Source organism: Streptomyces sp. GC420 (genome assembly GCF_009916105.1).
Taxonomy (GTDB): domain Bacteria; phylum Actinomycetota; class Actinomycetes; order Streptomycetales; family Streptomycetaceae; genus Streptomyces.
On record NZ_JAAAXQ010000337.1, the window covers coordinates 1 to 9,000 of the forward strand.

The 9,000-nt window shown below is 72.8% G+C and carries 7 protein-coding genes; 2 read left to right on the plus strand and 5 right to left on the minus strand.

Annotated elements, in window-relative coordinates; all coding sequences use genetic code 11:
• Positions 1-64: 64 nt before the first annotated feature.
• A complete protein-coding gene (locus GUY61_RS30160) occupies positions 65-2,416 on the minus strand; it encodes a glycoside hydrolase family 31 protein (RefSeq protein WP_166633419.1) in 2,352 nt (783 codons plus the stop codon).
• A gap of 260 nt (positions 2,417-2,676) precedes the next feature.
• On the opposite strand from GUY61_RS30160, the gene GUY61_RS30165 reads away from it, so the two are divergent.
• Positions 2,677-4,680, plus strand: a complete 2,004-nt coding sequence (locus tag GUY61_RS30165) for an acetoacetate--CoA ligase (protein ID WP_166633420.1) — start codon at positions 2,677-2,679, stop codon at positions 4,678-4,680.
• 219 nt (positions 4,681-4,899) lie between these two features.
• Here the strand turns inward: GUY61_RS30165 and GUY61_RS30170 are convergent, their stop codons facing one another.
• Positions 4,900-5,226, minus strand: a complete 327-nt coding sequence (locus GUY61_RS30170; protein WP_166633421.1) for a hypothetical protein — start codon at positions 5,224-5,226, stop codon at positions 4,900-4,902.
• 141 nt (positions 5,227-5,367) lie between these two features.
• Here GUY61_RS30170 and GUY61_RS30175 point away from each other — a divergent pair, with 141 nt between their 5' ends.
• Complete coding sequence (locus GUY61_RS30175; protein WP_166633422.1) at positions 5,368-6,270, plus strand: hypothetical protein; 903 nt, start codon at positions 5,368-5,370, stop codon at positions 6,268-6,270.
• A gap of 121 nt (positions 6,271-6,391) precedes the next feature.
• On the opposite strand, the gene ptsP is transcribed toward GUY61_RS30175, so the two are convergent.
• The 3 genes from ptsP to GUY61_RS39350 all read right to left on the minus strand — a co-directional run.
• The gene (gene ptsP / locus GUY61_RS30180) at positions 6,392-8,062 is read right to left on the minus strand and encodes a phosphoenolpyruvate--protein phosphotransferase (protein ID WP_166633423.1); all 1,671 of its coding nucleotides are present in this window, start codon (positions 8,060-8,062) and stop codon (positions 6,392-6,394) included.
• An 83-nt stretch (positions 8,063-8,145) separates the two neighbouring features.
• The gene (locus tag GUY61_RS30185) at positions 8,146-8,595 is read right to left on the minus strand and encodes a PTS glucose transporter subunit IIA (protein ID WP_166633424.1); all 450 of its coding nucleotides are present in this window, start codon (positions 8,593-8,595) and stop codon (positions 8,146-8,148) included.
• A gap of 188 nt (positions 8,596-8,783) precedes the next feature.
• Positions 8,784-9,000 (minus strand): hypothetical protein (locus GUY61_RS39350; protein WP_208106652.1); only part of this gene is annotated, 217 nt, incomplete at its 5' end.

Genomic DNA, 9,000 nt, shown 5'->3' on the forward strand with positions numbered 1-9,000 from the left:
CTCCCGGACCCGCCCCGCGACGGCCTTCCGGCCCCGCACCCGCGCCCGCCCACCGGCCGCGCGGTCACCCCGCGGTCACCCCGCGGATCCGCACGCGGTAGCCCACGTCCCGCGCGCCCTCGCGCTCCACCGCGACCCCGTCCCCGCGCAGCCGGGTCGTGAACCGCTGGAGCTCCGTACGCGGGCGGCTTCCGTCGCCCGGGTCCTCGACGAGGAAACCCTTGCCGCTGCGGCCGGGAGCCGGCGCCCAGACCTCCAGCTCGACCGCCCCGTCGTCGCCCCGCACCGGGATCACCGACCCGGCCCGCGCCAGCACCGGTATCCGCGACAGCGGAGCGTCCAGGACGACCTGCCCGGGGCCCTCGTACGCGGTGCCCGTCGCCGTGTCGTACCAGCGGCCCCGCGGCAGCCGCACCGCCCTGCGCTCCGCGCCGCTCTCCAGCACCGGCGCCACCAGCAGCGCGTCACCCAGCAGGAACGCGTCCTCGCAGTCCCGCAGCACACGGTCCTCCGGCGTGTTCCACCACAGCGGCCTGACATAGGGCGCCCCCGAGCGGCGCGCGATGTGGGAGAGCGTCACCCAGTAGGGCAGCAGCCGCATCCGCTCCCGCAGCACCGCGCCCGCGTGCTCCAGCACCTGCCCGCCGAACTCCCAGGGTTCGCGCCGGGCCGTGGGATGCCCCGAGTGGGTGCGGAACAGCGGGAGATACGCCCCCAGCTGGAACCAGCGCAGATACAGCTCGGGCGAGGGGTCCCCGTCGTACCCGCCCACGTCGGGCCCGGAGTACGGCACCCCGCACAGGCCGAGGCCCAGCACCAGCGCCAGCGAGGCACGCAGACCGGGCCAGCCCGTGGCGACGTCCCCGGACCAGGTGCCGCCGTACCTCTGCATGCCCGCCCACCCGGAGCGGGAGAACAGGAACGGCCGCTGCTGCGGGCGCAGCTCCCGCAGTCCCTCGAAGCCGGCCCTGGCCATCTGCAGGCCGTACACATTGTGGGCCTCGCGGTGGTCACCGCCCCTGCCCTCCAGCGCGTGCCTCGCCGAGCGGGGCAGCGTCGCCTCCCCGAAGGCGGCGAACGACACCGGTTCGTTCATGTCGTGCCAGAAACCGGAGAAGCCCTGCCGGAGCCGTTCGGCGTACAGGCCGCCCCACCACTTGCGCACCCTGGGGTCCGTGAAGTCCGGGAAGACCGTCTCGCCGGGCCACACCACACCCCGTACGGTCTCGCCCCGTCCGTCCCGGACGAACGCGTCGGCGGCCCGCCCGCTCTCGTACGCCGCGAGGCCGGGCTCCGCCTTCACCGCGGGGTCCACGACCGATACCAGCCGCACACCCTGCTCCCGCAGCTCCTTCGCGAGCTTCGGCAGCGCCGGAAAGCGCTCGTGGTCCACCGTGAAGACGCGGTTGCCGTCCAGGTGGTCGATGTCCAAGTGGATCGCCGACAGCGGCAGGCCCCGGTCCCGGTAGCCCGCGGCGATCAGCGCCACCTCCCGCTGCCCGCCGAAACCGAGGCGCGCGTGGTGGTGGCCCAGCGCCCAGCTCGGCGGCAGCGCGGGCGCCCCGGTCAGCACCGCCCAGCCACGCAGCACCCGGGCCGGCGTGCCCACCAGCACCCAGGTGCGCAGGGGGCCGCCCTCCATCCGCAGCTCGCTCGTCCCGGGCCTGTCGTGTCCCGAGCCCGCGCCCTCCTCGCCCTCGCGCAGCACCACCCGGCCGTCCCAGGGGTTGTCGTAGAACGCCAGGTGCGTACCGGCGTCGGCGACCACCAGCTGCACCGGCATGGTCACGGACAGCGGGTCGTCGCCCGGGCCGAAACCACCGCCGGGGTCGGTGTTCCACAGCCGGTAGGAGCCGTCCCGCAGCCGAGGACCCGCGGCGCGGCCGCCCAGGCCGAAGAACCGCGCGTCCGCCGCCACCTCCGAGCGCTGCACCCAGCGGGCGGGACCGCCGGTCAGCGGCTCCCACCAGCGCGGCGGAAGCTCACGCCGCAGCACCATCCCGCCACGGGTGCACACCTCCACCGCCCCGTGCCGGGACACGACCACCTTCACCCGCTCCGAGACGACCCGCCAGCCGCCGTCCTTGTCCGGCTCGAGCACGGCACGCCGGTCGGGCTCCGGCGGGTTGCCGCGCAGCGCGTACGAGGGAGCGGGGGCGGCGCCGTCCCACGCGTAGAACACCGTGCCGCCCGCCGAGACCTGCACCCGCAGCTCCGAACGGGTGAACCGCAGCAGGGCGCCGCCGGGCCGCTCCTCCGCGTCCGTCAGCAGGCCGGGCACCCGGGCGCGCTCGGCACCGCGGGCGGGCAGCCCGACGGCGTCCGTGCGCCGCCGCCGCCAAGCCGCCCGCACGGCGCGCAGCCCCTGCGCCGTACCCATTTCCGCCACCGAACGCACCAGGTCACGACCGTCCATGCTGCACACCCTCCCATCGTGGCCACTCGTTGCGTGGTCCGTTCAACTTCCGTTCACCCATGGTCGCGGCACATATTTCGACACCTGACTATGGGCGGCTCACCCTGGTGCGGAAGACGATCACATGGCATCGTCCGTTGCAGCCGTGCCACGGGCCCAACCCGCACGTGAGCACAGCACACACGCACACACCGCGTGCGACCGCCCCACCAGTGCCGACCCACGCACACACCACGTCCAGTCCGTCCGGGAGCCGCCCCATGACCTCAGCGAACACCGCGCCGCAGCCGCGCCGGCCCGAAGAACCCGAGCCGCTCTGGCAGCCCGACCGCGCGCGCGTCGACAGCGCACGGATCACGCGCTTCCAGGCCTGGGCCGCGCAGCACCACGGAGCACCGGCGGGCGGTGGCTACGCGGCGCTGCACCGTTGGTCCGTGGACGAGCTCGACACCTTCTGGAAGGCCGTCGCCGACTGGTTCGACGTGCGCTTCTCCACTCCCTACGAGACCGTGCTCGCCGACCGCTCCATGCCGGGCGCCACCTGGTTCCCCGGCGCCACCCTCAACTACGCCGAGCACGCGCTGCGCGCGGCCGAGGACCCGGCGCGCGCCGACGAGCCCGCACTCGTCCATGTCGACGAGACGCACGAACCGGCCGAGCTGAGCTGGTCCGGACTGCGCCGGCAGGTCGGCTCGCTGGCCGCGGAGCTCCGCCGTCTCGGCGTGCGCCCCGGCGACCGCGTCAGTGGCTACCTCCCGAACATCCCACAGGCCGCCGTCGCCCTCCTGGCCACCGCCGCGGTCGGCGCGGTGTGGACCTCCTGCGCCCCCGACTTCGGGGCACGCAGCGTCCTCGACCGCTTCCAGCAGGTCGAGCCGGTCGTCCTGTTCACCGTGGACGGCTACCGCTACGGCGGCAAGGAGCACGACCGCGCCGACGTCGTCGCCGAACTCCGCCGCGAGCTCCCCAGCCTGCGCGCCGTCGTCCACATTCCCCTGCTGGGCACCCCCGCGCCCGAAGGCACTCTCGAGTGGTCGTCCCTCACCGAGAGTGACAACGAACCGGTATTCGAGCAGGTTCCCTTCGACCATCCGCTGTGGATCCTGTACTCGTCCGGCACGACCGGGCTGCCGAAGGCGATCGTCCAGTCCCAGGGCGGCATCCTCCTCGAACACCTCAAGCAACTCGGCCTGCACTGCGACCTCGGCCCCGGCGACCGCTTCTTCTGGTACACCTCCACCGGCTGGATGATGTGGAACTTCCTCGTCTCCGGCCTGCTCACCGGCACGACCGTGGTCCTGTACGACGGCAGCCCCGGCTTCCCCGACACCGGTGCCCAGTGGCGTATCGCGGAACGCACCGGCGCCACCCTCTACGGCACATCCGCGGCGTACGTCATGGCCTGCCGCAAGGCCGACGTGCACCCGGCGCGCGACTACGACCTGTCACGGGTGAAGTGTGTCGCCACCACGGGCTCCCCGCTGCCGCCCGACGGCTTCAGCTGGCTGCACGAGGAGGCGGTCCCCGGCGTGTGGATCGCCTCCGTGAGCGGCGGCACCGACGTGTGCAGCTGCTTCGCCGGCGCCGTCCCCACCCTCCCCGTCCACATCGGCGAACTCCAGGCTCCCTGCCTGGGCACCGACCTCCAGGCCTGGGACCCGCAGGGCAAGCCGCTCACCGAGGAGGTCGGCGAACTCGTCGTCACCAAGCCGATGCCGTCGATGCCGATCCGCTTCTGGAACGACCCCGACGGCCACCGCTACCACGACAGCTACTTCGACATGTATCCCGGCGTCTGGCGCCACGGCGACTGGATCACCCTGACTTCCCGGGGATCCGTCGTCATCCACGGGCGCTCAGACTCCACACTCAACCGGCAGGGCGTGCGCATGGGCTCCGCCGACATCTACGAGGCCGTCGAACGGCTTCCGGAGATCCGCGAGTCCCTCGTCATCGGTATCGAACAGCCCGACGGCGGCTACTGGATGCCCCTCTTCGTGCACCTCGCCCCGGGAAGCTCCCTCGACGACGCACTGCGCTCCCGCATCACGGCGACCATCCGCGAACAGCTGTCCCCGCGGCACGTCCCGGACGAGATCATCGAGGTCCCGGGCGTGCCGCACACCCTCACCGGCAAGCGCATCGAGGTCCCGGTGAAGCGGCTGCTCCAGGGAGCCGCCCTGGACAAGGCCGTCAACCCCGGCTCCGTCGACAACCTGGACCTGCTGCGCTTCTACGAGGATCTGGCGCGCAAGCGGTCCTGACCCACCGGGGTCCCATCCACCGCAGGTGGCCTCGGACTCGCCCAGCACTGCCGCGAAGTCCGAGGCCGGCCGCGAGGCGTCGGCCGGCTTCAGTGCCGCCGTCGTGATCCGTACTCCCGTCGGCGCTGCGATCCGGAAGCGTGCGCCCGCCGCCACCCACCAGCCGTGCGTACGCAGCCCGTTGACCACGGCCGACTCGTCCCGCACGGGGATCCGCATTCAGCCCGCTCGCGCCCTGCGCGGCGATCCCACGGCGCCCGAGCTCCTCGACCAGCGCCCGCCGCCGCAGGCCGTACTCCCGCTCGGCCGCGGCACCAGCGCGTGCGTCGCCTCGTCGCGGAGCAGCCGCACGACGGTCTCCTGCAGCACGTGACTCACCCGGCCCGAGGTCGGCAGCATCCGCCCGTCGTGCCGGGCCAGGGTGGTCGCGTCGCAGGCCGGCGCGGCCCACCGCAGATCGATGCCGAGGTGCTTGGAGACCGTGCGCACCTGCGCCCGGCGCGGCACACCACCGGTGACGAGGGACTGAAGCGGCACCCCGGCCATGTCCGCGTTGTGATCGTCGTCGCCACCTGCCTCGGCCAGCGCCGCCCGGTTCGCGACCGGACCACCCGGACCTCACTGTCAGTGGTCCCGGTTACGGTGAGTGAGCATTGGTCGACGGCTCATCAGCGCTCAGGGGGAAACATGGCGTACACCGACCGGGGCACCACCCGGCGAGGCAGCGGTCCGCGCGGCATCCTGCGCAGGGAGATGCCCGGCACCGTCGGCCTGCTGGCCGACGCGCGGGACTTCGCGCAGATGGTGCGGTACCGAACTTTCGGCTTCGACGACCACGCCGTGTATCTGCGGCACGTCGAGGCCCTGCTCAGAACGCTCGGCTCACGGGGCACGCACACCAGCGTCGCCCTCTTCGACCCCGCCCGCTTCGCGGACTTCTGCGCGCGCACGGGCCTCGAGCCGGACAGCCCCGCCAGCCGCTCCCGCTTCACCGCGGACATCGCCGCTCGCGGAGCCACCATCGCCTACGCGGGCCAGCCCCTCGACAGCCTCATCACCCAACTGGTCGACGAGACGGCCCGCCAGGCGACGTGGGAGTACACCACGACCGTCCTGGCCGGCCTCGGAGACTGCGCCGACTGCGGCAAGGACGTGGGGCGCGCCGCCTTCGACCGTGCGGCCCGCCTGGTTCATCTGCTCCTGGAAACCGCCGGACCCGGCACCCATCACCTCGTGTGCAGCGTCCCTGCCGCGTCCGACCAGCTCCTCGCCGTCCTGCACGCCGAGTGCGAACCGCACGGACCGGTCCGCGTCGACGACGCGGAGGCTGCCGAATTCGCCACCGTACTGGCCACCGGCATCGCGCTGGAAAGCCCCGGCGGCCTCGTCCTGCGCACCAGCGCACCCGGGGCCCCGGACAGGCTGCGCGGGTGGCGGCTGAGCCGGGGCCGCCTGGCCCCGCTGACCACGGCCGAGGTCTTCAGCGCATACTGCACGGACGCCGAGACCGGCGACCCCGTGGCACCCGAGCCTGGCGTCGAGTACTGCGCCGGATTCGAGGTGGACGATCCGGGCGGGCACGACCACTGAGACGTCGGGGCGCCCACGACCACGGAGACCGGCCCGGCCACGGCTGTGCAGGGCAGACGCCGAAGGGTGGTCCGCCGCACCGCGGCGAACCACCCCCGTCAGCCGGCCCCGGCCCGCCGGGTCACTCGCCGGACAGCACCGCCTGCGCGGCGGCCCGCGCCTCCTCCGCGCTGTCGGTCGCCCGTGCCGCGGCTGCCGCACGCTCGCACTGCGCCAGCGTGTGCTTGGCCAGGGCGGCCCGGACATACGGGATCGAGGCCGCGCCCATCGACAGGCTCGTCACTCCGAGCCCCGTCAGCACACACGCCAGCAGCGGATCGGAGGCCGCCTCACCGCACACACCGCAGCTCTTGCCCTCGGCCCTCGCCGCCTCGGCGGCGAGCGCGACCAGGTCGAGCAATGCCGGCTGCCAGGGATCCTGTAGCCGCGACACCGCCCCCACCTGCCGGTCGGCGGCGAAGGTGTACTGCGCCAGGTCATTGGTGCCCAGAGACAGGAACTCCACCTCCTGGAGGATGGAGCGCGCCCGCAGCGCCGCCGACGGAATCTCGACCATCGCGCCGAACTTGGCGTGCAGCCCCGCCGCACGGCAGGCGTCCGCGAAGGCCCGGGCATCGGTCCTGTCCGCCACCATCGGCGCCATGACCTCCAGGTGCACAGGCAGTCCCTCGGCGGCCCTGGCCAGCGCGGTCAGCTGTGTCCGCAGCACCTCCGGATGATCCAGCAGCGTCCGCAGTCCCCGCACGCCCAGCGCCGGGTTCGGCTCGTCGGCCGGCGTCAGGAAGTCGAGCGGCTTGTCCGCCCCGGCGTCCAGCACCCGCACCACCACGCGGCCCTCGGGGAACGCCTCCAGCACTGTGCGGTAGGCCTCGATCTGCTTCTCCTCGGACGGCGCCCGCTCGCTGTCGTCCAGGAACAGGAACTCCGTCCGGAAGAGACCGACGCCCTGTGCCCCGGCCTCCACCGCCGCCGGCACGTCCGCCGGACCTCCCACATTGGCGAGCAGCGGCACCTGGTGCCCGTCCGAGGTCGCGCCCGGTCCGCTGGACGCGGCGAGTGCCGCCTTCCGCTCGGACGCCGCCCGCTCCAGCTCCGCACGCTTTTCGGGGGACGGGCTCACGAAGATCTCGCCCGTGCTTCCGTCCACCGCGATCACGGTGCCCTCGGCCAGCTCGCAGGCGCCGGGCAGCGCGACCACCGCGGGGACCCCCAGCGCCCGCGCCAGGATCGCGCTGTGGCTGGTCGGTCCCCCCTCCTCGGTCACGAAGCCGAGGACGAGGGAAGGGTCCAGCAGAGCGGTGTCCGCCGGAGCCAGATCCCGCGCGATCAGCACGTAGGGCTCGTCGCTGTCCGGCACACCCGGCATCGGCACGCCCAGCAGCCGGGCGACGATCCGGTTCCGGACGTCGTCCAGGTCCGCGACCCGGCCCGCGAGGTACTCGCCGGCCCCGGCGAGCAGGGCACGGTACGCCGCCAACGCGTCGTAGACCGCGCGCTCCGCCGTGCTCCCCACGGCGATCCGGCGCTCGACGTCGGCGATGAGCTCCGGATCCTGCGCCATCAGCGCCTGGGCCTCCAGCACGGCCTGTGCCTCACCGCCCGCCAGATTGCCCCGGGCGGTCAGATCCGCCGCCACGGCCCCCACGGCCTGACGCGCGCGGCCCTGCTCGCGCTCGGCCTCCTCCGCCGGGATCTGCTTCGCCGGCGGTTCGAGCACCGCCGTACCCATGTGCCGAACCTCGCCGATCGCCACCCCGTGGCTCACGCCGACGCCTCGCAGCGTTGTCTCCATTTCACCGTCTCCGCTTGTGCGGCGGACGCGCTCCGCCGCTGTGGATGTCGTACTCGCCGTCAGCCGTCACCGGCGCCACCGCGTCACTGCCAGATGAAGAGAGGGTCCCCGAGCTTCAGATCCCCGTCCTCACGGACATCACCCAGCGCGTCCGCGGTGGCCTCCAGCGCGACCACCGGGCAGACCGGAGACTTGCCCGCCGCCTCCACCGCGGCCGGGTTCCAGCGCACCATCGCCTGGCCGCGCACCACGGTGTCGCCCTTGCTGACGAGCAGCTCGAAGCCTTCGCCGTTCATCTGCACCGTGTCGATGCCCAGGTGCGTCAGCACACCGTGGCCCTCACCGTCGACGACGACGAACGCGTGCGGATGCAGGGACACGACGATGCCGTCGACCGGCGCCACGGCGTCACTGGGCTCACGCACCGGGTCGATCGCTGTGCCGGGGCCCACCATGGACCCGGAGAAGACCGGGTCGGGCACCGCCGCGAGTCCGATCGCACGGCCGGCAAGCGGGGCAGTCACGCTGGTCATGGGGCCTCCCACAGGGTGGAGCGCCGCCCGCGCGCATCCCGGACGGCAACTGGTCGAAAGCGTAGGTCATACAAAGTACGCGCTCTGGGCCAGAGGTCTAGTCCACTGTCCGCTGGACGGGCTCCGGGAGCGATTTGCCTCCGTTGGAGTGACGGAGGTACTGTCGAATACTGCTGGACGAGTGGTCGTCAGCGGCAACCAAACCAGAACGAAGATCCTTGAACCGGGTCTGGTTCCGTATGCTCATATTGACCTTGGTCAAGGGCCTCGGAAAACCTTGGTAAGGTTGGAAACACCGAAGGGAAGCGCCCGGAGGAAAGCCTCGGAGAGTGTTCTGGGGTGAGTACGAAGGAAGCGTCCGTTCCTTGAGAACTCAACAGCGTGCCAAAAGTCAACGCCAGATAT